Source organism: Vibrio marinisediminis, assembly GCF_014050145.1.
GTDB lineage: Bacteria > Pseudomonadota > Gammaproteobacteria > Enterobacterales > Vibrionaceae > Vibrio > Vibrio marinisediminis.
In genome coordinates, this window is the sequence record NZ_JACFYF010000218.1 from 1 (window position 1) to 280 (window position 280).

General features: G+C 63.9%; 1 protein-coding gene. It reads right to left on the reverse strand.

Features of this window, described 5'->3' with window-relative positions:
- Positions 1-280: SLC5/6 family protein (locus H2O73_RS20965; RefSeq protein WP_438696108.1), on the reverse strand; the 280-nt coding region annotated here is incomplete at both ends.

Here is a 280-nt window from a genome sequence, read left to right on the forward strand (position 1 = left end):
CAGGTAGTCGAGCCAGTCGAATAGGTGGCGGCCCGCCAGCGTCCAGTCCGCTCCAACATTGAAGGACAACATCGCCAGTGTGCTGATGACCCAGAGCACGATGCCCGCCCCCCAGGCCGCGGCTCGCCGCGAAAGCCCATGACGGTCGCAGAGCCAGGAAACGGTGGCCTCCACCATGGAGATCGACGAGGTCAAGGCCGCCATGGAGAGCATAACGCAGAACAGCACCCCGAACAGGGTGCCCAACGGCATGGACTGAAATGCCAGGGGCAGGCTCATG